The organism is Mycoplana azooxidifex (assembly GCF_014196765.1).
In the GTDB taxonomy this organism is placed as follows: domain Bacteria; phylum Pseudomonadota; class Alphaproteobacteria; order Rhizobiales; family Rhizobiaceae; genus Mycoplana; species Mycoplana azooxidifex.
In genome coordinates, this window is the sequence record NZ_JACIEE010000003.1 from 97,539 (window position 1) to 123,739 (window position 26,201).

23 protein-coding genes, 1 tRNA gene and 1 riboswitch are annotated in these 26,201 nt (G+C 65.0%); of the genes, 6 read left to right on the forward strand and 18 right to left on the reverse strand.

Annotated elements, in window-relative coordinates:
• Positions 1-24: 24 nt before the first annotated feature.
• The 7 genes from GGQ64_RS06990 to GGQ64_RS07020 all read right to left on the reverse strand — a co-directional run bounded on the left by GGQ64_RS06990 (position 25) and on the right by GGQ64_RS07020 (position 8,173).
• On the reverse strand, positions 25-1,656 hold the full coding sequence (locus GGQ64_RS06990; RefSeq protein ID WP_183801227.1) for an arylsulfatase: 1,632 nt from the start codon (positions 1,654-1,656) through the stop codon (positions 25-27).
• 121 nt (positions 1,657-1,777) lie between these two features.
• Positions 1,778-2,557: a GntR family transcriptional regulator gene (locus GGQ64_RS06995; RefSeq protein ID WP_183801231.1), complete on the reverse strand. Its 780-nt coding sequence runs from the start codon at positions 2,555-2,557 to the stop codon at positions 1,778-1,780.
• A complete protein-coding gene (locus tag GGQ64_RS07000) occupies positions 2,545-3,615 on the reverse strand; it encodes an ABC transporter ATP-binding protein (protein ID WP_183801234.1) in 1,071 nt (356 codons plus the stop codon). Before GGQ64_RS07000 ends, GGQ64_RS06995 begins: the two co-directional genes overlap by 13 nt.
• Positions 3,612-4,445: a carbohydrate ABC transporter permease gene (locus GGQ64_RS07005; protein WP_183801237.1), complete on the reverse strand. Its 834-nt coding sequence runs from the start codon at positions 4,443-4,445 to the stop codon at positions 3,612-3,614. Before GGQ64_RS07005 ends, GGQ64_RS07000 begins: the two co-directional genes overlap by 4 nt.
• A gap of 3 nt (positions 4,446-4,448) precedes the next feature.
• Positions 4,449-5,387 (reverse strand): carbohydrate ABC transporter permease, encoded by a 939-nt coding sequence (locus GGQ64_RS07010; protein ID WP_183801239.1) that lies wholly within the window; start codon positions 5,385-5,387, stop codon positions 4,449-4,451.
• 1 nt (position 5,388) lies between these two features.
• Positions 5,389-6,768, reverse strand: coding sequence for an ABC transporter substrate-binding protein (locus GGQ64_RS07015; RefSeq protein WP_183801242.1), 1,380 nt, complete (start codon positions 6,766-6,768; stop codon positions 5,389-5,391).
• 307 nt (positions 6,769-7,075) lie between these two features.
• Positions 7,076-8,173, reverse strand: a complete 1,098-nt coding sequence (locus GGQ64_RS07020; RefSeq protein WP_183801246.1) for a 2'-deoxycytidine 5'-triphosphate deaminase — start codon at positions 8,171-8,173, stop codon at positions 7,076-7,078.
• Between the two features lie 73 nt (positions 8,174-8,246).
• Positions 8,247-8,325, forward strand: a riboswitch (SAM riboswitch).
• A gap of 42 nt (positions 8,326-8,367) precedes the next feature.
• On the opposite strand from GGQ64_RS07020, the gene GGQ64_RS07025 reads away from it, so the two are divergent.
• Both GGQ64_RS07025 and apaG read left to right on the forward strand, forming a co-directional pair.
• Positions 8,368-9,552 (forward strand): O-succinylhomoserine sulfhydrylase, encoded by a 1,185-nt coding sequence (locus tag GGQ64_RS07025; RefSeq protein ID WP_183801249.1) that lies wholly within the window; start codon positions 8,368-8,370, stop codon positions 9,550-9,552.
• Positions 9,553-9,768: 216 nt separating this feature from the next.
• The gene (gene apaG / locus GGQ64_RS07030) at positions 9,769-10,161 is read left to right on the forward strand and encodes a Co2+/Mg2+ efflux protein ApaG (RefSeq protein ID WP_183801252.1); all 393 of its coding nucleotides are present in this window, start codon (positions 9,769-9,771) and stop codon (positions 10,159-10,161) included.
• 84 nt (positions 10,162-10,245) lie between these two features.
• On the opposite strand, the gene GGQ64_RS07035 is transcribed toward apaG, so the two are convergent.
• The 3 genes from GGQ64_RS07035 to GGQ64_RS07045 all read right to left on the reverse strand — a co-directional run bounded on the left by GGQ64_RS07035 (position 10,246) and on the right by GGQ64_RS07045 (position 13,618).
• Positions 10,246-11,235, reverse strand: a complete 990-nt coding sequence (locus tag GGQ64_RS07035; protein WP_183801255.1) for an Hsp33 family molecular chaperone — start codon at positions 11,233-11,235, stop codon at positions 10,246-10,248.
• 235 nt (positions 11,236-11,470) lie between these two features.
• On the reverse strand, positions 11,471-12,388 hold the full coding sequence (gene argF, locus GGQ64_RS07040; RefSeq protein ID WP_183801257.1) for an ornithine carbamoyltransferase: 918 nt from the start codon (positions 12,386-12,388) through the stop codon (positions 11,471-11,473).
• Positions 12,389-12,424: 36 nt separating this feature from the next.
• Positions 12,425-13,618 (reverse strand): aspartate aminotransferase family protein, encoded by a 1,194-nt coding sequence (locus tag GGQ64_RS07045; RefSeq protein ID WP_183801260.1) that lies wholly within the window; start codon positions 13,616-13,618, stop codon positions 12,425-12,427.
• A 423-nt stretch (positions 13,619-14,041) separates the two neighbouring features.
• Here GGQ64_RS07045 and GGQ64_RS07050 point away from each other — a divergent pair, with 423 nt between their 5' ends.
• Positions 14,042-14,560 carry a GcrA family cell cycle regulator gene (locus GGQ64_RS07050; RefSeq protein ID WP_183801264.1) on the forward strand — a complete coding sequence of 173 codons (519 nt, stop codon included), beginning with the start codon at positions 14,042-14,044 and terminating at the stop codon, positions 14,558-14,560.
• A 95-nt stretch (positions 14,561-14,655) separates the two neighbouring features.
• On the opposite strand, the gene phoB is transcribed toward GGQ64_RS07050, so the two are convergent.
• The 7 genes from phoB to phoR all read right to left on the reverse strand — a co-directional run bounded on the left by phoB (position 14,656) and on the right by phoR (position 22,422).
• Entirely contained in the window at positions 14,656-15,339 is a 684-nt protein-coding gene (gene phoB / locus GGQ64_RS07055; RefSeq protein WP_183801268.1) for a phosphate regulon transcriptional regulator PhoB, read from the reverse strand.
• A gap of 90 nt (positions 15,340-15,429) precedes the next feature.
• Positions 15,430-16,143, reverse strand: a complete 714-nt coding sequence (gene phoU, locus GGQ64_RS07060; protein WP_183801271.1) for a phosphate signaling complex protein PhoU — start codon at positions 16,141-16,143, stop codon at positions 15,430-15,432.
• A gap of 57 nt (positions 16,144-16,200) precedes the next feature.
• On the reverse strand, positions 16,201-17,016 hold the full coding sequence (gene pstB / locus GGQ64_RS07065) for a phosphate ABC transporter ATP-binding protein PstB (RefSeq protein WP_183801275.1): 816 nt from the start codon (positions 17,014-17,016) through the stop codon (positions 16,201-16,203).
• 14 nt (positions 17,017-17,030) lie between these two features.
• A complete protein-coding gene (gene pstA, locus GGQ64_RS07070; RefSeq protein WP_183801278.1) occupies positions 17,031-18,353 on the reverse strand; it encodes a phosphate ABC transporter permease PstA in 1,323 nt (440 codons plus the stop codon).
• Complete coding sequence (gene pstC / locus GGQ64_RS07075; protein WP_183801281.1) at positions 18,350-19,831, reverse strand: phosphate ABC transporter permease subunit PstC; 1,482 nt, start codon at positions 19,829-19,831, stop codon at positions 18,350-18,352. The genes pstA and pstC overlap by 4 nt, the downstream gene beginning before the upstream one ends.
• Positions 19,832-19,915: 84 nt before the next feature.
• Positions 19,916-20,950 carry a substrate-binding domain-containing protein gene (locus tag GGQ64_RS07080; protein ID WP_183801284.1) on the reverse strand — a complete coding sequence of 345 codons (1,035 nt, stop codon included), beginning with the start codon at positions 20,948-20,950 and terminating at the stop codon, positions 19,916-19,918.
• Positions 20,951-21,141: 191 nt separating this feature from the next.
• On the reverse strand, positions 21,142-22,422 hold the full coding sequence (phoR, locus tag GGQ64_RS07085) for a phosphate regulon sensor histidine kinase PhoR (protein WP_425488499.1): 1,281 nt from the start codon (positions 22,420-22,422) through the stop codon (positions 21,142-21,144).
• A 137-nt stretch (positions 22,423-22,559) separates the two neighbouring features.
• Here phoR and ppk2 point away from each other — a divergent pair, with 137 nt between their 5' ends.
• On the forward strand, positions 22,560-23,441 hold the full coding sequence (gene ppk2 / locus GGQ64_RS07090; RefSeq protein ID WP_183801291.1) for a polyphosphate kinase 2: 882 nt from the start codon (positions 22,560-22,562) through the stop codon (positions 23,439-23,441).
• A gap of 12 nt (positions 23,442-23,453) precedes the next feature.
• Here ppk2 and GGQ64_RS07095 read toward each other — a convergent pair whose 3' ends face one another.
• The gene (locus GGQ64_RS07095) at positions 23,454-24,635 is read right to left on the reverse strand and encodes a serine/threonine-protein kinase (RefSeq protein ID WP_183801294.1); all 1,182 of its coding nucleotides are present in this window, start codon (positions 24,633-24,635) and stop codon (positions 23,454-23,456) included.
• A 284-nt stretch (positions 24,636-24,919) separates the two neighbouring features.
• Here GGQ64_RS07095 and GGQ64_RS07100 point away from each other — a divergent pair, with 284 nt between their 5' ends.
• Together GGQ64_RS07100 and GGQ64_RS07105 are read left to right on the forward strand one after the other, a co-directional pair.
• Entirely contained in the window at positions 24,920-25,882 is a 963-nt protein-coding gene (locus tag GGQ64_RS07100; RefSeq protein WP_183801297.1) for an NAD(P)H-dependent flavin oxidoreductase, read from the forward strand.
• Between the two features lie 122 nt (positions 25,883-26,004).
• Positions 26,005-26,080 (forward strand) — tRNA-Thr (locus GGQ64_RS07105).
• Positions 26,081-26,201 lie beyond the last annotated feature (121 nt).

The following is a 26,201-nucleotide window of genomic DNA, read 5'->3' on the forward strand; positions in this document are numbered from 1 at the left end:
CGCGGAGCAAAGCTTCGGCCCGTATTACTCCTCGTCCTCGTCCTTCTCCCAGAACGCGGTCCCGCCGAGCTTCTTCATTTCCTCGAGGATCTTCTCGCGCGGAATCACGCCGCAGCGCGCTGCCCACTCCTCATAGAGCGCCAGCATCTGCGCGACCCGTTCGGGATGGGCAGCGGCGAGATCGCGGGTCTCCGTCCGGTCGGCGTCCATGTCGTAGAGTTCCCAGTCGCCGGGATAGTTGCGCACGAGCTTCCATTTGCCGACGCGCACGGCGGCATTGCCTTCGTGCTCCCAGAAGAGGGGTTCCTGACGCTCGTAGTCGGCGCCGAAGGACTTTACGAGGCTGACGCCTTCGAGCGGCAGGATGTCGTTGTCCTTGTAGGTGCGGGGATAGGCCGCTCCGCTGACCTCGAGCACTGTTGCCATCAGGTCGGGAAGTTGCCCCGGCACGTGGCGGACGCCGCCCTGATCGGAAATGCCCTTCGGCCAATGAACAACCAGCGGCGTTGCGATCCCGCCTTCGTGGATCCAGTGCTTGTAGAGACGGAAGGGCGCATTGGACATGTTGGCCCAGGCGACGCCATAACTCTGGTAGGTGTCCTCCGGCCCGGGCATGACGGAGGGATCGTTGCCGAGAAGCACGGGGCGGCCGTCGCGGGTCTCGGCCTGGGCGATCATGAGATCGTCGACGAGAGACTGCACGTTCACGCCCTCGGGGATATCCTCGGCGCAGGCGCCGTTGTCGGACAAAAAGAGCAACAGCGTGTTGTCCAGCCGCCCGGTTTCCTCGAGTGCCGAGACGATGCGGCCGATGCCCTGGTCCATCCGGTCGATCTGCGCGGCATAGACCTCCATGCAGCGCAACAGCCATTCCTTCTCTTCGGCATTCTCCCAGGCCGGCTGGGTCGGGTCGCGTTCGGTCAGCACCCAGGACGCGTCGATGATGCCGGCCCGGACGAGACGCTCCAGCCGCTGTTCGCGCAGCTTGTCCCAGCCTTCGTCGAAGCGGCCCTTGTATCTGGCGATGTCCTCGTCATGGGCATGGAGCGGCCAATGCGGGGCGGTATAGGCGACATATTGGAAGAGCGGTTTGTCCGGCGTGTCGCGATGATGGTCGCGGATGAAGGCGGCCGCCTGGTCGCTGATCGCGTCGGTATAGAAGAACTCCGGGTTTTCGGTCGCCTCGTGTTCGGCGCTCTCGTTGCCGCGGGTCAGGGTGTTGGGGTGGTAGAAGCTGCCGGCGCCGATGATCGTGCCGAAGAACTTTTCGAAGCCGCGCTGCATCGGCCAGGAATCGGTGGGCTCGGTGAGGTTCTTGGCGACGTGCCACTTGCCGCTGAGATAGGTGCCGTAGCCGGCCTCCTTCACCACTTCGGCGATCGTGACGCAACGCCGGTTGAGGTCGCCTGCATAGCCTTCCGGTCCGGTGTCATAGGTCAGGATGCCGATACCGGTCTGGTGCGGATGGAGCCCCGTCAACAGCGAGGCGCGCGAGGGCGAGCAGCGGGCGGTGTTGTAGAACTGGGAATAGCTCAGTCCGCCGGCCGCCAGCCTGTCGAGGTTCGGCGTCTCGATCTCGCCGCCATAGCAGCCGATGTCGGAGAAGCCCATGTCGTCGTTCAGGATGATGATGATGTCGGGTTTCGTCTTGGCCATGACAGGGTCCTCTTGTTCCAAAGCGCGTCGCGGTCCTTCGGACTCGCTTTACGCGCTTTCAGTTTTGGTTTTGTCGCATGCCGTTGCCGCAAAACCGGTGCGCACTTTTGCGCGGCTTGCTCTAGTCGCGGTCGGCGCGCCGGCGGGTGAGCTTGATCGAGAGCCGATAGCGCTCGGGCACATAGGCCGCGCGCAGGAGCTCCAGCGGGCGCCCGTCCTCGTCGATGGTCAGGCGCTCGACGGATGTCAGCGGCGTGCCGGGCTCGACGCCGAGATGCCTTGCCTGTTCCGCATCGGCGAGCCTTGCCTCGATCGTCTGCATCGCCTCCTTGATCACGAAGCCCAGTTCGTCCTCCAGGATGCGGTAGATGGCGGCGCTGGAAAGGTCGCGGCTCTGGAGTTCGAGGCCGAGATCCGGCGGATAGTAGGCGTGCTCGATCGCGATCGGCGTGCCGTCGGCGAGGCGAATGCGGCGCAGTTCGAAGACGGCGCGCTCCTTCATGGCGGCGGCGACCTCGGCGTCGTGCCGGTTGGTCATGCCCTGGTGCAGGAGTTCCGAACCCGGCTCAAGGCCAGCCTCGCGGACGGTTTCCACGAAGCCCATGAGCTTGCCGCTCCAGTTCTCGATCTCGGAGGAGCGCAGGAAGGTGCCCTTGCCGCGCGTGCGGGAGAACAGGCCCTCCTCTACGAGCGGCTGGAGCGCGTTGCGGATGGTGATGCGGCTCACGCCGAAGAGGGCTCCGAGCTCGGCTTCGGTCATCAGCCGGCCCTCGGCATCGACGAGCGCGCCGGCGAGCGTCTGTTCCCGGATCAGCCTTCTCACCTGGACGTGCAGCGGCACGCGGCTCGAACTGTCGATCGCGTCGGCCATGCCCTTGAGCGGAGTCTCTACGCCTGCCATGTGACCTCCAGACGGCAACCGCTTTCGGCGTCGAAGAGATGGACGTCTTTCGCATCGAAGCGGATGTGGACCGTGTCGCCCTCGCGATAGGCAAGCGGATCGGCCACGCGCGCCCGCACCGTCGTGCCGGCGAAGGCGAGTTCGAGAACGGCGTTGTCGCCCAGGTTCTCGACGAGATCGACCGTGGCCGGCATGCCCTCGGCTTCGAGACGGACGGCGGAAGGGCGGACGCCGACGACGACATTGCCCGTTGGTCTGTCCAGCGCCTTGATGTTCAGCACCGTGCCGTCGACGGTGGGGATCCCGTCCCTCAGCGTGGCCTTCAGCAGGTTCATCGGCGGCGAGCCGATGAAGGCGGCGACGTCGATGGAATTCGGTTTCGCAAAGACTTCGGCCGGACTGCCGATCTGGCGGATCTCACCCTCCATGAACACCGCCATCCGGTCGGCCAGCGTCAGCGCCTCCTCCTGGTCATGGGTGACATAGACCGTGGTCACGCCGAGGTTGCGCTGCAGGCGCTTCAGCTCGCCACGCGTTTCGAGCCGCAGCTTGGCGTCCAGGTTCGAGAGCGGCTCGTCGAGCAGAAAGAGCGAGGCCTTGCGCACGATGGCGCGGGCGAGCGCGCAGCGTTGCTGCTGGCCGCCCGAGAGCTGGCCGGGGCGACGGTCGAGGAGATGCTCGATGCGGACCTTTCGCGCCGCCTCCTCCACCTTGCCTGCAATCTCCGCCTTCGGCGTCTTCTCCATCTCCAGCGGGAAGGCGATGTTCTGCGCCACCGACATATGCGGATAGAGCGCGTAGCTCTGGAACACCATGGCGACGTCGCGGTGCTGCGCATCGAGCGCCGTCACGTCCTTGCCGTCGAACAGGATGCGGCCGCGGGAGGGCTTGTCGAGCCCCGCCATCAGGCGCAGCGTCGTGCTCTTGCCGGAGCCCGAGGGGCCGAGAAGCGCGAAGAACTCGCCCGGCTCGATTGCGAAATCCACGCCCTTGAGGGCGGCGAAGCGACCGTGGAACTTGGCCACGCCTTCGAAATTAACGGCACCGCTCCGGCTCATCGGCGGCCTCCGCCCTTCACTGCCCCGACGGTGAGGCCCTTGACGATATGCGATTGGGCGACGATGCCCAGGATGACGACGGGAAGCATGGCGATGACCGAAACGGCGGCGAGCTGTGCCCAGAGGGTCTGCTCGACGGAGACAAAATTGAACATGGCGATGGTGACAGGCCGGACCGTGTTTCCACTCAGCACGACGGCGAAGAGGAACTCGTTCCAGGCATTGAGGAAGACGAAGACGACGGTGACCGCGATGCCGCCCCTGACCTGCGGCAGGATGATCCTTCTCAGAGTGACCAGGCGGCTCGCGCCGTCCACCGCGGCAGCCTCCTCCATCTCGAAGGGGATGTCCTCGAAATAGGAGACCATCAGCCAGATGGCGAAGGGCAGCGAGAAGGACAGGTAGATGATGATGATGCCGTGATAGGTAGCCATCCAGCCGATGTTCCTGAGAAGCAGGAAATAGGGAATGATGATGCCGACCGGGGGCAGCATCTGGGTCACCAGGATGTAGAAGCCCGTCATGCGGCGGCCCGGCACGCGCAGCCGCGCCAGCGCATAGGCGGCAGGGATGGCGAGCACCATGGTCAGCACCGTGGTTCCGACCGAGATGACCATGCTGCTCCAGAGATTCGGCAGGATCGACTGGGCGCCGAACAGCACCTCGCGATAGGCCGCAAGCGTCGGCTCGAACACGAAACGCGGGGGGTAGGCGAGGATGTCCCGCTCCGTCTTGAACGAGTTGAGCACGCTCCAGGCGATGGGGAAGGCCCAGGCCACGACGAAGACCAGGGTGACCAGGAACATGGCGATGTTGCGAGCTTTCCGCATGGCCTAGTCCTTTCGCCGGATGACGAAGAGAAGGGCCGAGATCGCCAGCGTGAGCACGAGCAACGCCACGGCCAGCGTCGCGCCATAGCCGAGCGAGAGTTCGGTGAAGGATTTCCGGTAGGCATAGAGATTGAGGATCTCGGTCGCCGTGCCCGGCCCGCCCGTTGTCACGGTGTAGATCGCGGCAAACGCGGTCAGCGCCACCATGGTGCGCATGATGACGACCATGACGATGGCGGGCCTGAGCAGGGGCAGCGTGATGCGAATGAAACGCTGCCAGGCGTTGGCGCGGTCGATCCGCGCGGCTTCATAGATATCGTCGGGCAGCGAGGCGAGGCTCGCCAGCAGCACCATGAAGGCGAAGGGCGTCCATTGCCAGGTATGGATGACGATGACCGAGACCATCGCCAGCGTCGGGTCGCCGAGCCAGTTCCGGCTGCCGAGGCCCGCGGTGATGGCGAGATAGTCGATCACGCCGAATTCCGGTGTCAGCATGAAGCTGCGCCAGACCATGCCGACGACCGCCGGCGAAAGCACGACGGGCAGGATGGCGACCATCCGGAACAGGGCCTGTCCCCGCTTCATGCGGATGACCAGCAGCGCCAGCGCCAGGCCGATGACGACCTGCAGCACGACGGTGCCGACGGTATAGACGAGGCTGAGGACCAGGGATTCCCAGAAGCGGGGATCTGCGAAGAGCTGGCGGTAGTTCTCCCACCCAACGAAGCCATCCATGAAGGGCATGGCGAGATCCATGCGCCGGGTGCTGATCCAGACGAGGAAGAGCAGCGGGAAGGTGGTGGTGGCGATCAGCGCCAGGAAGGCGGGCGCGAGCAGTGCGGCCGCGAAGCGGCGCTCGCGTGAAAGCGCGGTCCGGTCGTGATCGGAAGCGTGGGGGAGCGGATCCCGCTCCCCTATGCCCTGCGCAGCCGACATGCTCATGTCACTTCAAGAAGCCTTCGACGCGTTGCTGGGCGGCGTCGAGTGCCGCCTTGGGCGTCGCCTGCCCGGCAAGCGCGGACGCCACGGCGGTTGCCACCGCATCGCCGACGGCCGGCCATTGCGGAACCCGCGGACGCCAGTCGACATCGGTATCGTCCTTCAGCGCCGTCAGCGTGGCCTCGACGAAATTGTCGCCGAATTTGCTGACCGTCTCGACATAATCCTGGTCGCTCCAGAGCGAGAGCCGGTTGACGCCGGAGCGCTTGGTTGCGCCTTCGAACCTGTAGGAGGTGCGAATCTGGGTCTCGGCGCTCGCGGCCCACTGGATGAAGAGCCAGGTGGCCTTCTTCTGCGCATCCGACAGCTTGGCGTTGATCGGGAAGCCCCAGTTCCAGATCGAGCTCACCCGCTTGCCCGAGGGACCCTTCGGCCAGCGGGCATAGGCGATCTTGCCGATCACCTGCGACTTCTCGGGATTGTTGATCACGGATGCCGAGGAATGGGCATCGACATAGCTCGCCAGCGTGCCCTGCGAGAAGGCATCGGCGATGTCGGGCCAGTTCCAGTTCTGCGCCGCAGCCGGGGTATAGGTCTTCATCGTGTCGACGTACCACGCGAGCGCCGCCTCGGCCTGCGGGCCGTTGACGGTCAACTTGCCGCCCGGCAGCCAGTCGCCGCCGAAGGAGCGGAAGAGCGAAGAATAGATGTAGACGTTCTGGCCCGCACCCGCTACGCCGCGCAGCGCCGTGCCCCAGACCCGGTCGTTCGGCGCATGCAGTTCGCTGGCATTGGCCAGGAATGCATCGAGATCCTCGGCCGGCTTGAGGCCCTTGGCTTCCAGCAGATCCTTGCGCAGGACCTGGAGCGTGACTTCGCCATCATAGGGGATGCCGTAGACCTTGCCGTCAATCGAGTTGGCCGACAGCCAGGCCGGAACGATATCCTCCGGCTTGAACCAGGCCTTGTCCGTCAGGGCCGGATCGTCGAGATAGGGCGTGAGATCGTCCACCCAGCCATTTGCCTGGTAGAGCGGATAATACATCGGATCCGCCGCATGGGTGGCATAGGTACCCGTCCCGGCCGTCAGGTCGAGCACGGCCTTCTGGCGGATCTGCGCCGGCGGCACCTTTTCGAAACGGACGTTGACGCCGGTCAACGCCTGGAACTGTGGCGCAAGCGCAATGAGGTTCTCGAAATACCCGGCCGGGATGACGGCGACCGTAATGTTTTCGCCTTCGGCCTGTCGCCAGTCGATCTTGGCGGATTGATAGGCGCCAAGATCGCTTTCCTGCGCGAAAGCGCGATTGGCGATCAAGGGAAAGGCGACCGACGCACCCAATCCCTTCAGGACGCTTCTGCGCGTAAACGACATTCCGTTCATCCGATCCTCCCTTCGTATGATGGAACCCCGTCAGGTTGGCTCAAAAGCTTTGACGCGTCAAATAAGTTATAACTTTTAATCCGCATGACAATGCTCTCCCGTTGCGACAAGTCGTTATGCGACGCGCTGATAGGACCAGATCGGCTCTATTGGTGCGAGGCACAGGAGAACTTAGTTTACCGAATTAATAGAAAAATGATCGACACAAAACGAATATGTCATAACTTTTTTCTCAGCGCTCGACCACGCGATCCCTGTCTTGGCACCCTGTGCGTCGAACAGGAACTCAGGCTCAAGAGGGGGCCCCTTACCCCGCCCGGAAATGCTTCGACAGCTTGAGCCCCTGGGCCTGGTAGTTCGAACCCAGTCCCGAGCCGTAGAGGCTTTCTGGGAGTTCGAGCATGCGCTCGTAGACGAGGCGGCCGACGATCTGGCCGTGTTCGAGGATGAAGGGGACCTCGTGGCTGCGGACTTCGAGGACCGCGCGGCTGCCGGAGCCGCCGGCGGCGGCGTGGCCGAAGCCGGGGTCGAAGAAGCCGGCGTAGTGGACCCGGAATTCGCCGACGAGCGGGTCGAACGGGGTCATCTCGGCGGCGTAGACCGGCGGCACGTGCACGGCCTCGCGCGAGACGAGGATGTAGAACTCGTCCGGGTCAAGGATCAGATCGTTGCGGCCGCGGCTGAACAGCGGCTCCCAGAAGTCGAAGACATCGTGCTGGTTCTTCTTGTCGACATCGACAACGGCGGTATGGTGCTTGCCGCGATAGCCGACGAGCCCCTCGGGTCCGGTGCCCTTCAGGTCGATCGAAAGGGCGATGCCGCCGCCTGAGACGTTCGGCTTGTCGCTCGCAACCAGCGTGTCGGTCTTGTGCAGGGCGAGCAGTTCGGCGTCCGAAAGCAGCGCGTTGCCCTTGCGGAAGCGGATCTGCGACAGGCGCGAGCCGCGCCGGACGACGATGGGGAAGGTTCTCGGCGAGATCTCCAGGTAGAGCGGGCCCGAGTAGCCGGCCGGGACCTTGTCGAACTCCTGGGCGCGGTCGGTGATAACGCGGGTGAAGATGTCGAGCCGGCCGGTAGAACTCTTGGGATTGGTGGAGGCGGACAGCTCCTTCGACAGGTCGAGACTTTCCATCAGCGGGACGATATAGACGCAGCCCGTCTCGAGCACGGCGCCTTCGGAAAGATCGACGACATGCAGCTTCAACCGGTCGAGCTTGTCGGCAACGAGATGCGAGGGGCCGGGAAGGAAGCTCGCGCGGACGCGAAACGCCGTCGATCCCAGGCGCAGGTCCAGGCTCGCCGGCTGCACCTGGTCCGCGTCCAGCGCCGCCTCGCTCTTCAACCTGCCGGCGTCGAACAGCGCCCTGATGGCGCGGTCGGCCAGTATCCCTGTAGCAGCGGTCATGAGACTATCCTTCAAGTTGGCCGACAAAACCAAATGCCGGCAATTGACGCAAGCGCCGCCACGCAGTATGGACCGGATATCCCGTGGTGATTTGGCCGGTCGGCTTGCAGCCACGTTAAACAAGTAGCTAAAAAGGCCGGGTGAAAACCGGCCTGCATTGCGGCCGGTTTTTTTGTTTGGAAGGCAATGATCCGATGAGCAAGTCCTGGCGCCCGGCTACCCAACTCGTCCATGGTGGCACCATGCGTTCGCAGCATGCCGAAACCTCCGAAGCGATCTTCCTGACGCAGGGTTTCGTCTATGAGAGCTCGGAGGCCGCGGAAGCGCGCTTCAAGGGCGAGACCGACGGCTTCATCTATGCGCGATACGGCAGCCCGACCAACGACATGTTCGAGCGCCGCATGTGCCTGCTCGAAGGCGCCGAGGAAGGCCGCGCGATGGCCTCGGGCATGGCCGCGGTGGCAGCGGCGATCCTCTGCCAGGTCAAGGCCGGCGACCACATCGTCGCCGCGCGCGCGCTGTTCGGCTCCTGCCGCTGGGTGGTCGAGACGCTGGCGCCGCGCTACGGCATCGAATTCACGCTCGTCGACGGGCGCGACCTCGCCAACTGGGAAAAGGCGATCCGCAAGAACACCAAGGTCTTCTTCCTGGAGAGCCCCACCAACCCGACGCTGGAGGTGGTCGACATCGCCGGCGTGGCAAGGCTCGCAAACCAGATCGGCGCCAAGGTGGTGGTCGACAACGTCTTTGCCACACCGCTCTACCAGAAGCCGCTGGAACTCGGCGCGCATATCGTCGTCTATTCGGCGACGAAGCACATCGACGGCCAGGGCCGCTGCCTGGGTGGCATCGTGCTCTCCGACAAGGAGTGGATCGAGGAAAGCCTGCAGGACTATTTCCGCCACACAGGGCCCGCCATGTCGCCCTTCAATGCCTGGACGCTGCTGAAGGGCATCGAGACGCTGCCGCTGCGCGTCAGGCAGCAGACGGAGAACGCCTCGAAGATCGCCGATTTCCTCGCCGGCCATCCCAAGGTCGAGCAGGTGATCTATCCCGGCCGCAAGGACCATCCGCAGGCCGATATTGTCGCCAAACAGATGTCGGGGGGCTCGACGCTCGTCTGCCTCCACCTGAAGGGCGGCAAGGAAGCGGCGTTCGCCCTGCAGAACGCACTGGAGATCGTCGAGATCTCCAACAACCTCGGCGATGCCAAGAGCCTCATCACCCACCCCGGCACCACGACGCACAAGAACCTCACCGACGAGGCCCGTGCCGAACTTGGCATCTCGCCCGGCACCGTCCGGCTGTCGGCCGGCATCGAGGACGGCGAGGATCTCCTGGCCGACTTCGCCCAGGCCCTGGAAAAGGTCAGGGGCTGAGCGCCTGACCGTGGGACACGCATCGCAATTTGCAGCGTGTCCCGTTCCGCCAAAAGGTGGCCGTCCCACCGGCACATTTAACTTGATCCGGCCGCGGCAGACGTGGCAACCAATGAGCGGACGTGAATATTCGAAAGCGCCTCCGTCCGCTCGCACATGCCTGCCCGGCATCCTGCGGGCGCAACGGTCGCAACAGGTACAAGCCAAGGCATCAGAATGTACAGAGCGCTGACCCGCGATATCGAGGTGACGGTCGAGCCCTACTACCTGGAGGAGCAATCCGATCCGGACGACAGCCGCTATGTCTGGGGCTACCGGATCGTCATCTCCAACCATTCCGATGACACCATCACGCTGATCGCCCGCTACTGGCACATTACCGATCAGAACGGCCTGGTCGACGAGGTGACCGGTCCCGGCGTCGTCGGCGAGCAGCCGATCCTGGAACCGGGCGATACCTATGAATATTCCTCCGGCTGCCCGCTCGACACACCGTCCGGCATGATGTTCGGCCACTACCAGATGCAGACCCCCTCCGGCGAGGCGTTCGACGTCGCAATTCCCGCCTTCTCGCTCGACACGCCTGGCCAGTCCCGCACCCTGAACTGAGGCCGTCGCCGGCCTCGTTGCAGGAGCGCGGGACCCTGCGCTCTGGCCCCGGGCCCTTACGGGGCACAGGGCATCAGGCGGGCATCAGGCGGGCGCGACCTCGGAAACCTCGAAACGATAGGTCGTCGAGCAGAACTCGCACGTCGCTTCGATATGGCCGTCGGTTGCCGTGTGCTCGACCTCCTCTGCAGACAGGCCGGAAAGCACCGTCTTCAGCTTGTCGCGCGAGCAGGAGCACTGGTCGAGCACCCGCTGTGGCGGATAGACCCTGACACCGCTTTCATGGAAGAGCCTGTACAGCAGGCGCTCCGTGCCGACGTTCGGATCGGTGAGTTCGTCGGTGTCGATGGTCTCGACGAGCGTGCGGGCTTCGGCCCACTTGTCGTCTTCTGCGATCTTGTGGCCGGCCTCCTCGCCATCGCCGCCCGGAAGGTCGGCCTGGCGCATACGTTCCGGCGCCTCGGGCAGGAACTGTGCGACCATGCCGCCGGCCCGCCAGCGATGGCGCGTCTTTCCGTCGTCACCGCGGACATAGAGTTCGGCCACGCCGAGGCGGACGCGCGTCGGGATCTGTTCCGACTGGCGGAAATAGACGCCTGCGACCTCCTCCAGCGTATGGCCGTCGAGGGCGACGATCCCCTGGTAGCGCTGCGTATGGGCGCCCTGGTCGATCGTGAAGGCGAGGATGCCCTTGCCGAGCAGTTCGTGCGCCGCGGTCCGGCCCTCGGTGACGGCCGCCTGCAGCGCATCGGCGTCGTAGCGGGCATAGGCCCGCACGTTCTCCGGGCTGGAGAAATCGGCGACCAACAGGTCGACCGGGCCGTCGCTCTTGGTCTGCAGGATCAGCTTGCCTTCGAACTTCAGCGACGTGCCGAGCAGGACGGTCAGGACGATCGCCTCGGCCAGGAGGCGGGCAACCGGCTGCGGATAGTCGTGCCGTTCGAGGATCGCGTCGAGCATCGCGCCAAGCTGGACCGCGCGGCCGCGGACATCGAGGCCTTCGACCTGAAAAGGTACGACGTGATCGTCGCCGGCAAAATCGAGTTCGCCGAGTTTGGGGGCTGGCTGAGCCATCATTCGCTCCTTCGACGCAACATGTCGACGCGGCCGGACGTTGGTCACATCCGCCTGCGACGGGTTGCGTTCTTCAGTGATTCTGCGTCGTGACCGCCGGGATGATTCCATATCCGGCAGTGCGATGCCAGCAGCGGCACCGCGACGACAGCGGGTTGGGCCATAGATCGTGGCAGGCTCCCGCAATTTCAATAGCCGGTTCGCCCCTCGCAGGCGCCGCCGCCCGGCGTGCCGGTCAGATCGCGCTCAGGCACCAGGCCAGGATCGATTTCTGCGCGTGCAGGCGGTTCTCGGCCTCGTCGAAGACGACGGACTGCGGGCCGTCGATGACCTCGTCGGTGACCTCCTCGCCGCGATGGGCGGGCAGGCAGTGCATGAAGAGGGCTTCCTTGCCCGCCTTCTGCATCAGCGCCTCGTTGACCTGGAACGGCTGGAAGATGTTGTGGCCGCGGGCACGGTGCTCCTGGTTCATCGACACCCAGCAGTCGGTGACGACGACGTCGGCGCCCGCGACGGCCCGGTCGGCGTCATGGCAGAGCATGATGTCGCCACCATTGTTGCGCGCCCAGTTGAGAACCTTGTCCGCCGGCTCCGAGCCGAGCGGAACGGCCATGTTCATCCGGTAGCCGAAACGGGCGGCGCCCTCGACGAAGGAATGCAGTACGTTATTGCCGTCGCCGGTCCAGGCGATGGTGCGCCCCTTCACCGGACCGCGATGCTCCTCGAAGGTCATGATGTCGGCCATGATCTGGCAGGGATGGGTCAGGTCGGTCAGGGCGTTGATCACCGGCACCGTCGCGTGCTCGGCCATCTCCAGCAGCCGGGCATGGTCGGTGGTGCGGATCATGATCGCATCGACATAGCGCGACAGCACTTTCGCGGTGTCGCCGATCGTCTCGGCGCGGCCGAGCTGCATTTCAGTGCCGGACAGAAACAGCGTCTCGCCGCCGAGCTGGCGCATGCCGACATCGAAGGAGACGCGGGTGCGCGTGGACGGCTTCTCGAAAATCATCGCCAGCATCTTGCCGGCGAGCGGCTTGTCGGCCGTGCCCGCCTTGGTGGCGGCCTTGCGTACGAGAGCATCGTCCATGATCGTGCGGAGATCTCCAGCCGTCATGGCGGAGAGGTCGAGGAAATGTCTGGTGCCTGCCATGCTCTTTCAATCCTGCTCAATCGCCCGGCTCGCGCCTTAGGCCTTCCTCTTTTCCGCGCTCAGCTTCTCCGCGGCGCGCTCGATCCGCGCCAGGCCCTCGCGGGCCTCCTCGGCGGTGGTGATCAGCGGTGGCAGCAGCCGCAGCACGTTCTCGCCCGCCGGCACCAGCAGCAGATGCTCGGCGCGAACCGCCTTCAGCAGATCCGCCGACGGCACCTTCGCCTTGATGCCGAGCATGAGGCCTTCGCCGCGGATTTCCTCGACGACATCGGGAAAGCGGTCCTTCAGCGAGGCAAGGCCCTGGCGCAGCACGAGGGCGACGTCGCGTACATGTTCCAGGAAGCCCTCCGCCAGAACGACGTCGAGCACGGCGTTGCCGACGGCCATGGCGAGCGGGTTGCCGCCGTAGGTGGAGCCGTGCGTGCCCGGGACCATGCCCGAGGCCGCCTCTTCGGTCGCAAGGCAGGCGCCCAGCGGAAATCCGCCGCCGATCCCCTTGGCGACCGCCATGATGTCCGGCGCGATGCCCGACCATTCATAGGCAAAGAACTTGCCCGTCCGGCCGACGCCGCACTGGACCTCGTCGAAAATGAGAAGCAGGCCGTATTCGTCGCAGAGCGAGCGCAGCTCACGCAGGAACTCGTTCGAGACGACGCGGATGCCGCCCTCGCCCTGCACGGGCTCGATCAGGATCGCCGCCGTCTCCTCGGTGATTGCCTCCTTGAGGGCGGCAATATCGTTGAAGGGAACCTGGTAGAAGCCCGGCGCCTTCGGGCCGAAGCCTTCCAGGTACTTCTCCTGACCGCCGGCGGCAATCGTGGCCAGTGTGCGGCCGTGGAAGGCGCCCTCGAAGGTGATGATGTGGAACTTGCCGGGAGTGCCCTTGGCATACTGGTAGCGCCGCGCCGTCTTGATCGCGCATTCCAGGGCCTCGGCGCCGGAATTGGTGAAGAAGATCTTGTCGGCGAAGGTGGCCGCGGTCAGGCGCCTGCCGAGTGTCTCCTGCCCGGGGACCTCGTAGAGGTTCGACAGGTGCCAGACCTTGTCGGCCTGCGCCTTGAGGCTCTCGACCAGATGCGGATGGGCGTGGCCCAGCGAATTGACCGCGACGCCGGCTGCGAAATCGAGATAGCGCGAGCCGTCGTCTGCGATCAGCCAGACGCCCTCGCCGCGCTCGAAGCGCAGCGGTGCACGCAGATAGGTCTCGTAGAGCGGCGTGGCATCAGCCATGGCGCGTATCTCCTTCGCAGCGGATGCGGAAATGGATCCCGGATCTTTCCAGTGCGGAAAAATCGAAAATGCCGCCTTACGGCGGCGGGCCGCACTATCGGCATTTCAGCGGTTATTGTCAACAAACGGCGGGGCGATGAAATCCGCCTTAATATGCCGTTACGTGAGGATTCGGATCCCCGGCGAAGTGTCGCAAGTGAGTCACACCTGGCGAGCAAGTTGGGGAAAACCGGGAAATCGATTCGGGCAGATTCCGGCGACTCTTGTCACAGAGTCCCCCTACCGGTAGGTTAAAACTCAATTGCTAGACTGCATGCGGCGGAACTAGTCACCAACAGTATCAGAGCATTTCGTGCTGCGGAGTAATCCGGGCAGCGCCGATGGATTCTCGGCAACGATCGCTGGAACGAGGAGACGACGGAGATGAACTGGACCGACGAGAGGGTCGAGAAGCTGAAGAAGCTTTGGGCCGAGGGGCTGAGCGCCAGCCAGATCGCAGCACAACTCGGCGGCGTCAGCCGTAATGCGGTCATCGGCAAGGTCCACCGCCTCTCCCTGCCCGGCCGGGCCAAGGCCGGCGGATCACCGACGGCCACCCGCGCCAAGCGCCCGGCTACGGCCCCGCGCCCGACGAACTTCGCCCCACGCGTTGCGACCCGCACGGTCGCCCGCCCGACCGGCGCTGTCGTCACCAAGGAAGAGGTCGCCTTCGAATATGACGAACAGCCGGTCACCCGGACCGTCGCCAACGTCGTCGTGCCGATGTCGCGCCGCCTCGAGCTGACGCAACTGACCGAACGCACCTGCAAGTGGCCGAACGGCGACCCGCTGAAGGACGACTTCCACTTCTGCGGCAACGAGTCCCCGGACAACTCCCCCTACTGCACCTACCACCAGCGGCTGGCCTACCAGCCCTCGGCAGAACGCCGGCGGGCGCGCTGATCGCGGGCTGCCGCCCTTGGCAGCAGCATACGGAACAACGAAAAACGGGCCTATGACGGGCCCGTTTTTCGTTTAGGCAGTGACCGTCGCCCCGTTCATGCTTCGAGCGAATAGCCTGCGCCGCGAACCGTACGGATGACGTCGCTCATGTTGGAGAAGTTCAGCGCCTTGCGCAGGCGGCCGACATGGACGTCGACGGTTCGCTCGTCGACATAGATGTCGTGACCCCAGACGCCGTCGAGAAGCTGCGAGCGGGAGAAGACGCGGCCAGGCGATGCCATCAGGAACTCGAGCAGGCGGAATTCCGTCGGCCCCAGCCGTACCTCGCGCGAGCGGCGATGGACGCGATGGGTCTCCCGGTCGAGCTCGATGTCGCCGCACTTGAGAAGCGTCGAGACGACTTCGGGCCGGGCACGCCGCAGCATCGCCTTGACCCGCGCCATCAGCTCGGGCGTCGAGAAGGGCTTGACCACGTAGTCGTCCGCGCCGGTGGCAAGCCCCCGGACGCGCTCGCTCTCCTCGCCGCGCGCCGTCAGCATGATGATCGGCAGACGCTCGGTCTCCGAGCGCTGGCGCAGGCGCCGGCAAAGCTCGATGCCGGACACGCCGGGCAGCATCCAGTCGAGGATCAGAAGGTCCGGCTGGCGCTCCTGCAGGCGGATCTCCGCCTCGTCGCCGCGCAGGATCGTATCGACCTCGAAGCCCTCGGCCTCGAGGTTGTAGCGCAGGAGGACGCTCAGCGCCTCCTCGTCTTCGACCACGGTAATCTTTGGAACCATGCCTTGCTCACTCCTGGTCCGCGCGGCCCGTCGGCGGCCGCCCTGGACGGCCACTCGCCGCCGCGTCGATCAGCACGCGTTCGACGATCGTTATTCCTCGATGGCACCTACAGACGTGGTGTGGTCGTCCTTGGGACGCTCGCCTTCCGGCTGCGAGCCGGTCGCCATGTAGAAGATCGTCTCGGCGATGTTGGTCGCGTGGTCGCCGATGCGTTCGATGTTCTTGGCGCAGAAGAGCAGATGCGTGCAGGGCGTGATGTTGCGCGGATCTTCCATCATGTAGGTCAACAGTTCGCGGAACAGCGAGGTGTAGATCGCGTCGATCTCGTCGTCGCGCTCGCGGATCTCCTTGGCCTTCTCGATGTTGCGCGAGGCATAGACGTCGAGGACTTCCTTGAGCTGCATCAGCGCCAGCTCGGCCAGGTGCTCCAGGCCGCGGGCGAGATTGCGCGGAATGCTGGAACCCTGCACCGCGATGACGCGCTTGGCCGTGTTCTTGCCGAGGTCGCCGACGCGCTCGAGGTCGGCGGCGATGCGGATCGCCCCCATGATCTCGCGCAGGTCGGCCGCCATCGGCTGGCGCTTGGCGATCGTGACGATCGCCTTCTCGTTGATCTGCCGCTCGGCGGTGTCGAGGATGACGTCCTCGGAGATCACCTTCTGCGCCAGCGCCATGTCGGTGTTGACCAGCGCGCGCACGCTGTCGCCCACCATCTGCTCGGCCGTGCCCCCCATCTCGGAGATGCGGCGGGTGAGATACTTCAGTTCTTCATCGTAGATCGAAACGATATGGGTCGGTGTCATGTCTCTTGGTCCTCAACTGGCGCGGGCGCCCATGGTCCATGCTGGCGACGGCAGGCGTCAGCCGAAGCGACCCATGATGTAGTCCTGCGTACGCTGGTCGTCCGGATTGGTGAACATCTTGTCGGTGTCGTTCTCCTCGACGAGGTTGCCGAGGTGGAACATGGCGGTGCGCTGGGAGACGCGGGCGGCCTGCTGCATCGAGTGGGTGACGATGACGATCGTGAAGTTCGCCCGCAGTTCGTGGATCAGTTCCTCGACCTTGGCCGTGGCGATCGGGTCGAGCGCCGAGCAGGGCTCGTCCATCAGGATCACTTCCGGGCTGACGGCGACGGCGCGGGCGATGCACAGGCGCTGCTGCTGGCCGCCGGAAAGGCCCGTGCCGCCCTCCTGCAGGCGATCCTTGACCTCGTTCCAGAGGCCCGCCTTCTGCAGACTGTGCTCGACCACCAGGTCGAGGTCGGCCTTGGACTTCGCCAGTCCGTGGATACGCGGGCCGTAGGCAACGTTCTCGTAGATTGTCTTGGGGAACGGGTTCGGCTTCTGGAACACCATGCCGACGCGGGCGCGAAGCTCGACCACATCGATCGAGGGGTCGTAGACGTCATCGCCGTCCAGCGTGATCGAGCCGGTGACGCGGCAGCCGTCGATCGTGTCGTTCATGCGGTTCAGCGTACGCAGGAACGTCGACTTGCCGCAGCCCGAGGGGCCGATCAGCGCGGTCACGGTGTTCTCGCGGACATTGAGGTTCACGTCGTACAGGGCGCGCTTGTCGCCGTAGTAGACGGAGACGTCCTTGCCGACCATCTTCAGGGGCACAGCGTTCATCTTCTTTTCCAAAAGTTCTTCGGTCGCAGCTTCGGTCATGATGTTCATCTGTTTCTACCCTACTACCAGCGGCGTTCGAAACGACGCCGCAACAGGATGGCGCCCAGGTTCATGATGATCAGGAAAACGAGCAGCACGATGATCGCGCCGGAGGTGCGCTCCACGAAGGCGCGCTCGGCCTCGTTCGCCCACATGTAGATCTGTACCGGCAGCGCCGTCGATGGGTCGAGCGGCGTGGCGGGAACGTTGGCGACGAAGGCGACCATGCCGATCAGAAGCAGCGGTGCGGTTTCGCCGAGCGCGTGCGCCAGGCCGATGATCGTGCCCGTCAGGATGCCGGGCATGGCGAGCGGCAGCACGTGGTGGAAGGTCGTCTGCATCTTCGAGGCGCCGAGGCCGAGCGCCGCCGCCCGGATCGAGGGCGGCACGGCGCGAAGGGCCGCACGCGTGGCGATGATGATCGTCGGCAGCGTCATGAGCGTCAGCACCAGCCCGCCGACAAGCGGCGCGGACCGCGGCAGGCCGGCGAAGTTGATGAAGACGGCAAGCCCGAGCAGACCGTAGACGATCGAGGGGACGGCTGCGAGGTTGTTGATGTTCACCTCGATCAGGTCGGTCAGCCGGTTCTTCGGCGCGAACTCCTCCAGGTAGATGGAGGCCGCGACGCCGATCGGCAGCGACAGGACCAGCACGATGCCCATCAGGTAGAGCGAGCCGACCAGCGCCACGCCGAGGCCTGCCGCTTCCGGGCGGCTGGAATTGCCGTTGACGAAGAGGCCCGTATTGAAGCCCTTGGCGAGCACGCCATCCTTGACGAGCTGGTCCATCCAGGCGACCTGCTGGTCGGAGACGCGACGGCTGCCCTCGTCGACGGTCATGTCGAACTGGCCCTTGAAGGCGCTGTCGATATTGGCGCTGGCGAGTACCGTCACGGGCAGGGTCTTGCCGATGATCGACGGGTCGGAGATCACCATGTCGCGCAGTTCGACGCGCGCGCTGTCGGAGAACAGACCCGACACCTGGCGCAGCGCCGCCCGGTCGCTCGAGGCGACGCCGAGCCTTTCGGCGAGCGCGTTGCGGACCAGCACCGGATAGTTGGCCGCCTGCAGCACCTTGGGATCGGTTTCGCGCTTGTTGTTGGGATCGATGATCTCCTGCGAGAAGGTGATCGGCAGGGTGAGCTCGGTCTGCCAGAAGGCGGTGTAGCCCTTGCCGACGACCGACCACAGGAGCAGGAACAGGAAGACCAGGCCGAAGGCGATCGCTGCCAGCCCGTAGAAGCGGAAGCGGCGTTCGGCGGCGTAGCGGCGGCGGATGCCGATGTCGCGGCGCGCAGGCGCCGTGGAGGTGAGCTGGCCGGAAGCCTGTGAGACGATCTCGGTCATTCGTACTGCTCCCGATACTTGCGAACGATGTAGAGCGCGTAGATGTTGAGCGCCAGCGTGATGCAGAACAGCGTGATGCCGAGCGCAAAGGCCACGAGCGTCTGCGGGGAGGTGAACTCGAGGTCGCCGGTGAGCTGGTTGACGATCTTCACCGTCACGGTCGTCATCGGCTCGAACGGGTTGATCTGCATCCGCGCGGCGACACCGGCGGCGAGCACGACGATCATCGTCTCGCCGATCGCGCGCGAGGCCGTCATCAGCAGTGCGCCGACGATGCCCGGCAGGGCCGCCGGCAGGATGACGCGCTTGATCGTTTCCGACCGGGTGGCGCCGAGGCCGAGCGAGCCGTCGCGCAGGGCCCGCGGCACGGCGGTGATGATGTCGTCGGACAGGGACGACACGTAGGGGATCAGCATTATGCCCATGACGATGCCGGCGGTGATCACGCTCTGGGCCTGGATGAAACTGGCGTAGTTTCCGGTGAGGAGCCCGCTCATCTGAGCGGAGAGGTCACGCAGGAACGGACCGACGGTGACGAGCGCGAAGAAGCCGTAGACGATCGTCGGAATGCCGGCCAGCACTTCCAGCAACGGCTTTGCCAGCGAGCGCATGCGCGGGCTCGCATATTCCGCCATGTAGATCGCCGCGAACAGGCCGACCGGAACCGCAACGAGCATGGCGACGAAGCCGATATAGAGCGTGCCTGCCAGAAGCGGGATCAGGCCGAACTGGCCGCTGGAGCTTGCGCCGGCGCCGGCAAAGCGCGGATCCCACACCGTGCCGAAGAAGAATTCGTAGGCGGGCACCGCGCTGAAGAAGCGCAGCGCCTCGGTCAGCATCGAGGCGACGATGCCGACAGTCGTCAGGATGGCTATGGAGGACGCGAGTAGAAGCGCCCACAGCATGACGCGCTCGACCTGGTTACGGGCGCGGAACCGGGGTGTGACCACGCGCAGAGCGAAGAATGCGCCGGCGGCGGACAGCGCGAGCGCAAGTGCTGCCAGCACCGTGCGGCTCGTCTGCGACTTCGCGTTCAGCGTGGCAGCGGAATCCAGCATGTAGGACTGAGCCTCGGCGGCAACCGCGAAGCCCTTGCCGGCGAAGACCGACTGCAGGCTCGACGGATCCTGCTTGACGGCGCGCACCTCCTCTTCCGACAGCAATGGAAGGCCGCGCGCGATAGTCTTGACCATGCCGAAGGCGAGGCTCTGCTGGGCCTGGGACTGTCCCTTCACCTCTTCGGGAAAGGTGTCGCTAACGGCCGAATTGATGACGAACGGGCTGACCGCGAGCCAGATGGCGACAAGGATCAGCGGCGGCAGGAAGGCCACCAGCGCCACGAAGGCACCGTAGTAGTTCGGACGCGAATGAAGCGCCGAGGACCGCCCTTGCGAAAGGGTCCCCGCCCGCATGCGTCCCAGAACATAGGCCACCGCAGCGATGACCAGAAGGATGGCAAATAGAAGCGTCGTGCTCATGCGGATGTCCCAGCTGCCTTACGCGGTATCAGTGCGGAAAGGCGGAATCGGCGCAGGGTGTGCCCTGCGCCGATTCCGTTTTCATTACATGGTCTTGCCGCCTTCGACAGCCGAGCGGATCTCTTCGCGCTCTGCGTCGGGAGCGGAGACGAGGCCGTACTCAGCCAGCGGGCTGTCGGGGCCGATCATCTGGTCGGACACGAAGAACTCGACATATTCCTTCAGGCCCGGAACAACGCCGATGTGTGCCTTCTTGACGTAGAAGAACAGCGGGCGCGAGACCGGGTATTCGCCGGACGAGATCGTCTCGACCGAAGGCGTGATGCCGCTGACGGTGGCAACCTTCAGCTTGTCGGCGTTGTTTTCGTAGAAGGACAGGCCGAAGACGCCGACGCCGGTCTTGTTGGCGGCGATGCGGGCAAGCGTTTCGGAATAGTCACCGTCGATATCGACAGCCACGCCGTCCTTGCGGACTGCGACGCACTTTTCAAACTGCTCGGTCTTGTCGGCAACGGCAGCCTTGATCACTTCGCCAGCGCCGGAGTCTTCACAGCCCTTGGCCAGAACCTTCTCTTCGAAGACTTCGCGGGTACCGTGCTTTTCGCCCGGGATATAGGCTGCGATGTCGACGTCCGGCAGAGCCGGGTTCACTTCGGACCACTTCTTGTAGGGGTTGGCGACGAGCTTGCCGTCGACGACCACCTCGGCAGCGAGCGCCTTGTAGAGGTCGGCGGGCACGAAGGCGATGTCTGCGAGACCGGCGTCGGTCGCGAAGACGATGCCGTCATAGCCGATCTTGACTTCCTGGACGTCCGTCACGCCGGCAGCCTTGCAGGCCTCGAGTTCGGAGTCCTTGATCGGGCGCGAGGAGTTGGCGACATCGATCGTATCCTCGCCGACGCCCTTGCAGAATTCCTTCAGGCCGGCGCCCGAGCCGCCGGATTCGACGACCGGCGTCTTGAAGTCGCCAAACGTCTCGCCGAAGGTCTCGGCAACGATCTTGGCATAGGGCAGGACCGTGGAGGAGCCGGCGATCTGGACCTGGTCGCGCGCAGCGGCAACGCCAGCGAAGGCAACCGAGGCAGCCAGCGCGGCTACGGTGAGGCTAACACATTTCATTTGAATTCTCCCGTTATGGGCTTGTGTGGGTAGGCCGGCGGTCGGCTCATGCCTGCCGTCGATCAGCGGCTCCTGTCTAGCGCCCGATCGTCATAGCTTTTATGTCAGTTTGACGAAACATTTATGACAGTGCAAACCATTGGGAACGCTGTCTTATTTTTCAAAGAAACCGGGGACGAACGTTCTTTGTGTCAGAACTTGACGACAAATACCGTGCCCTTGCCGATCTCGGACTTCACCGCAAGGCGCGCGCGATGGCGGGTCAGGATGTGCTTGACGATGGCAAGGCCGAGGCCGGTGCCCTTTTTCGAGCGGCTGGCCTCGACATTGACGCGATAGAATCGCTCCGTGATGCGCGGGACGTGCTCCGGCGCGATGCCCGGGCCGAAATCGGTGACGGACACTTCGGTGTTGCCGCCTTCGGCCGCGGAAAGGCGCACCTCGACCCGCTTGCCTTCCTGGCCATACTTGCAGGCGTTCTCGACGAGGTTCTCGAAGACCTCGATCAGTTCGTCGCGGTCGCCTGCGACCTGTACCGGGTGGGGCGGAAGATCCAGGGAAATCTCGACGCCGAGATCGGCGGCGAACGGCTGCAGGCTGTCGCGCACATGCCCGAGCAGGGCGCCGAGCTCGACCATCTGGTCGGGCGCGATGTTGGCCTTGAGCTCCAGCCGCGAGAGCGACAGGAGATCGTCGACGAGCCGGCTCATCCGCGTCGCCTGGTCGTGCATGATGCCGAGAAAGCGTTCGTGCGCCTTGTGGTCGTCCCTCGCCGGCCCCTGCAGGGTTTCGATGAAGCCCCTGAGCGAGGCCAGCGGCGTACGCAGCTCATGGCTGGCATTGGCGACGAAGTCCGATCGCATCCGGTCGATCCTGCGCGCCTGGGAGACGTCGCGGAAGGTGATCAGAATATAGCGTCCCGCACCGAGACGGTGGTCGAGGGCCGGCATCGGGGCCGCGCGGACGATATAGACCGTCTCGGACGGCAGCCGTTCGGAGTGCTCGGTCTCCCGTGCCTGCCCGCTCGCGATCACGTCGCGCGCCATGTCGAGGATTCCCGGCGCGCGGATGCGCCCGGCGAGGTCGGCATTGCGCGGGATCGGCCCGAACAGCGCCGTGGCGGCGCGGTTCTGCAGCCGGACCGTCTCGTCGGCGGTCACGATCAGCACGGGCATGTCGAGCGCGTCGATCAGCGCCGCGATCGCATCGAGCCCATCGGTCGTCTCCGTCTCCGTGCGCAGGGCCGGGGCGGTCGCCGCCGGCGCAAGGCCCTCCAGGCGTTCGCCGCGTGCGAAGCCGGCGAGCGCCAGCAGCATGACGACGAAGGCGATCCAGCCGGCCGGTATGCCGCCCATCCACATGAGAAAGCCCGTGAAGACGACTGCAGCCAGGAGGACGCGCTCGTCCCAGAGCTGGGCCAAGAGCCACCGGACGGTCGACCCGCGCTCTTCCACCAGAATTCCCTTCCTCATCCGCATCGGCCTGCTCCGTGATTCTTCGTCAACAGGCAGACCTAACCTGATTTCATGACATGTTTTTCACGGTGCGCTTGAAATCGCAATCCAGATGTGGCCTCCTCGCCGCACCGTCGCGCGGAGGAGCTTAAAGCATGGTCACGTTTCCCGACATCAAACCCGTGGAAATCGAGATCGGCGGCAAGAAGCGCAGCTTCGACATCGACGACCCGAAGCTTCCGGCGTGGGTCGACGACAAGGCGTTCTCCTCCGGCGGCTTTCCCTATGAGAAGAAGCTCGACAAGGACGAATACGAGGAAACGCTGGAGCGGCTGCAGATCGAGCTCGTCAAGGCACAGTATTGGCTGCAGGCGACCGGAAAGCGGGTGATCTCAGTCTATGAGGGGCGGGATGCCGCGGGAAAAGGCGGGCTGATCTTCGTCACCCGCGCCTATCTCAACCCTCGCTCGGCGCGGGTGGTGGCGCTCGCCAAGCCCACCGAGACCGAGCAGGGCCAATGGTACTATCAGCGCTATGTCGCCCAGTTTCCGACCGCCGGCGAATTCGTGCTGTTCGACCGCTCCTGGTACAACCGCGCGGGCGTCGAGCCCGTCATGGGTTTTTGCACGCCGGAGCAGTACGAGAAATTCCTGGTCGAGACGCCCGACTTCGAGCGGATGGTGATCACCGACCGGATCGTCTTCTTCAAGTTCTGGCTCGACATCGGCCGCGAGATGCAGATCAAGCGCTTCCACGACCGCCGGCACGACCCGCTGAAGACCTGGAAGTTGTCGCCGATGGACATCGCGGCGCTGGCCAAGTGGGACGACTACACCGAGAAGCGCGACCGCATGCTCGAGGAAACGCACAAGCCCTGGGCGCCGTGGACGGTCGTGCGCGCCAACGACAAGCGTCGCGCCCGGATCAACGCGATCCGCTGCATCCTCGACCGGCTCGACTACGACGGCAAGGACAAGAAGGCGATCGGCCAGATCGACGACAAGATCATCGGCTCGGGGCCGAAATTCCTGAAATAGGGACGCGCCCGGTCACTCGCCCGGGAGGATGCGGACGGCGAAGAGGTTGACGCCCGATCCGGCGCCGGTGACATCGCTGTTGATCAGAAGACGGCCCGCCGCACTCGGCGAAAGCGAACCCTCGAAGGTGACCTGGAACAGAAGGTCGGTGCGGTCGGCCACGGCGAACCGGTGGCGGCCGCAATTGCCGAGCGTGCCGAAGTCGCATTCGACGGAGACCTGAACCGGCTTGCCGCTGTCCGGCTCCACGGTCAGCGCGATCGTCGAGGTCTTTCCCGCCATCGCCTGCAGCACCTCGGGCGCGACGGCGACCGCGACGGCACCCTCGCGGTCCGCCGATGTCGAGACGAGCCTGACCGCCGGCCCCTCGTCCGTGCTGACCGGTTCGAACCGGCCGCCGGCTGACGCCGACAGGGCGCTGGTGTCGGCAGGGTCGAAGACCTCGCGCCACTCGGCGGAGAAGCTGTTGTGCGTGTCGAGCGCCTCGCCGCCCGGCTGGCCCGCCGGGGAATCCTCCCCGCTCACGCTTTGCGGCGGGTTGGCGACGCTGCCGTCGCGCTCGGACGGCGGCAGGAGCAGGCCGCTGCTCCTGATCCACCAGGCAGCCGTTCCCAACACGGCTACAAGGGTCGCCACGACGAGCAGGAAGGAGAAAAACCGCCCCCGGCGCCGCGGCGCCTTGGCGACGCGCGGCGAGGCGGCGACAACAGATTCCGCTTCGGGCGCCGGTTGCCGCGCGGTCGAATTCGGCGCTTTCGCAGCCGGCCCGAAACCGTCGCTACGCTCCGGCCGGATCTCGTCGAGCGTGGGCTCCCGGTCAACCGCCGGGGCAACCGGTGGTTCTTTCGCCGTGCGCGGGACGTCCGAGGCGGGGGATCTCACGTCGCCTGCCGCCAGCGGGCGCGACGCGGATTCTGGGCTGTCGGCGACAGGACCGCCGGAGACTGGACTTCCGGAGACTGGGCCCTGGCGCTCGGCCTTCAGCGCTGCGCGCTGTTCGCCCTCGATCTGGCGGATCGTCATTTCCAGGCGATGGCGCTGGGCCGCGATCGCTTCGGGATCGTTGATCTCCTGCTTTCGCAGGCCCGCCTCGAGCGCATTGCGGGCCGACTGATAGATCCGCGCGCGGGTTTCGGGATTGCCGCTTTCGGCACGCGCCAAAGCGCTTCTGATGGCCTGTTCCAGTCCGCTCACATTGCCTCCCTGGGTGCCCGCGCACGGCCCATGCCGCGCGGGCAAACGAAGCCAAGGCGTCTTCGTTTATTGCCTGTTAACAATTCGGTAAACGTTGACGTCACTTTCCGCAAGTCTCGGATGACGCAAGGCAAGTCGCTGCCGGGGATAACGGCGAGGGCTGCCGTTTCCCGCGTCCCACACTGTCGATGCGACATGCCGGGCAGCCGGCACCACACCTTTCCAACGACGGCGAACGCTGCTATTGACGTTTCCGTAAACGTAACTATAGCCCGGACCGCGACATGACCCTGCCTACCATTCTCCGCGACAAGCTTCGCCTGCCCGTCATCGCCTCCCCCCTCTTCATCATATCGCATCCCGCGCTGACGCTGGCGCAGTGCAAGGCGGGCGTGGTCGGCGCCTTTCCGGCGCTGAATGCCCGGCCGGAATCGCAGCTCGACGAGTGGCTGGCGGAGATCACCGAGACGCTGCGCGACCACGACGCGCGGCATCCGGATCGCGCGGCCGCCCCCTTTGCCGTCAACCAGATCGTTCACAAGTCGAACCGGCGGCTCGAGCACGACCTTATGCTGTGCGTCAAATACAAGGTGCCGGTCGTCATTTCCTCGCTCGGCGCCGTCCCCGAAGTCAACGACGCCATCCATTCCTATGGCGGTATCGTCCTGCACGACGTCATCAACAACCGCCACGCCAACTCGGCGATCCGCAAGGGCGCCGATGGGCTGATCGCAGTGGCCGCCGGGGCTGGCGGGCATGCCGGCACGCTGTCGCCCTTCGCGCTCGTCCAGGAGATCCGCGCCTGGTTCGACGGGCCGCTCGTTCTCTCCGGTGCGATCGCCACAGGCAGCGCAATCCTCGCTGCGCAGGCGATGGGCGCGGACATGGCCTATATCGGCTCCCCCTTCATCGCCACGACCGAGGCGCGCGCCAGCGAGGCCTACAAGGCGGCCATCGTCGAGGCGAGTGCGGCCGACATCGTCTATTCCAACTCCTTCACCGGAATCCACGGCAACTACCTGCGCTCGTCGATCCGCGCCGCCGGCCTCGACCCGGACAACCTGCCGGAAGCCGACCCGACCAAGATGGATTTCGAGAAGGCCGAGACCGGCGCCAAGGCCTGGAAGGATATCTGGGGCTGCGGCCAGGGCATTGGCGCCGTCAAGGAGATCACGAGCACCGGGACCTTCGTGGCGCGCCTGGAGGAGGAATACGGGACCGCCCGCGAGCGCCTCGCTGCCCTCTGAAGCCCGCATTCCCGGATGCAGGGGAGAAAATTGCCGGAGCGGAAACAGATGACTTGAAATCTTGCCGCAATGCGGCTATCAGCGCCACACATTCCGGCCCACGATGCTTCGGGCCGGAGCGGGCCGCTTTAGCTCAGGTGGTAGAGCACATCATTCGTAATGATGGGGTCGCAGGTTCGAGTCCTGCAAGCGGCACCATTTCTCATTCCCGATTCCCGAGCCATTGCGCGACTATCTAGCCGCGGAATGCGCGGTGTGCCCCGAAATAGCAGCCAAGGTTGCTTGATGGACCGTGAAATCGCGAACGGCGTGGGACGGT